Source organism: Rhizobium ruizarguesonis, from assembly GCF_012349115.1.
GTDB classification, from domain to species: Bacteria; Pseudomonadota; Alphaproteobacteria; order Rhizobiales; family Rhizobiaceae; genus Rhizobium; species Rhizobium ruizarguesonis.
Genome location: NZ_PQIG01000048.1, coordinates 1 through 330, shown reverse-complemented (window position 1 = coordinate 330; position 330 = coordinate 1). Strand labels below are relative to the sequence as shown.

Here is a 330-nt window from a genome sequence, read left to right as displayed (position 1 = left end):
TCGATAAGAAGGTCACCTATAACGAGCTCTACGAGCATGTCTGCCGGATGGCGAATGTGTTGAAGAAGCACGGCGTCAAGAAGGGCGATCGCGTCACCATCTATATGCCGATGATCCCGGAAGCGGCCTATGCGATGCTCGCCTGCGCCCGCATCGGCGCGGTGCATTCGGTCGTCTTCGGCGGTTTCTCGCCCGAGGCGCTGGCGGGGCGTATCGTCGACTGCGAATCCACCTTCGTCATCACCTGCGACGAAGGCGTGCGCGGCGGCAAGCCAGTGCCGCTGAAGGACAATACCGATACGGCTATTCACATTGCAGCACGCCAGCACG

General features: G+C 60.9%; 1 protein-coding gene. It reads left to right on the top strand.

What is annotated here, in order from left to right; translation table 11 throughout:
- Nucleotides 1-330, top strand: a 330-nt coding sequence (locus C3Y91_RS06070) for an AMP-binding protein (protein WP_168575151.1), incomplete at both ends; no start/stop codon positions are given.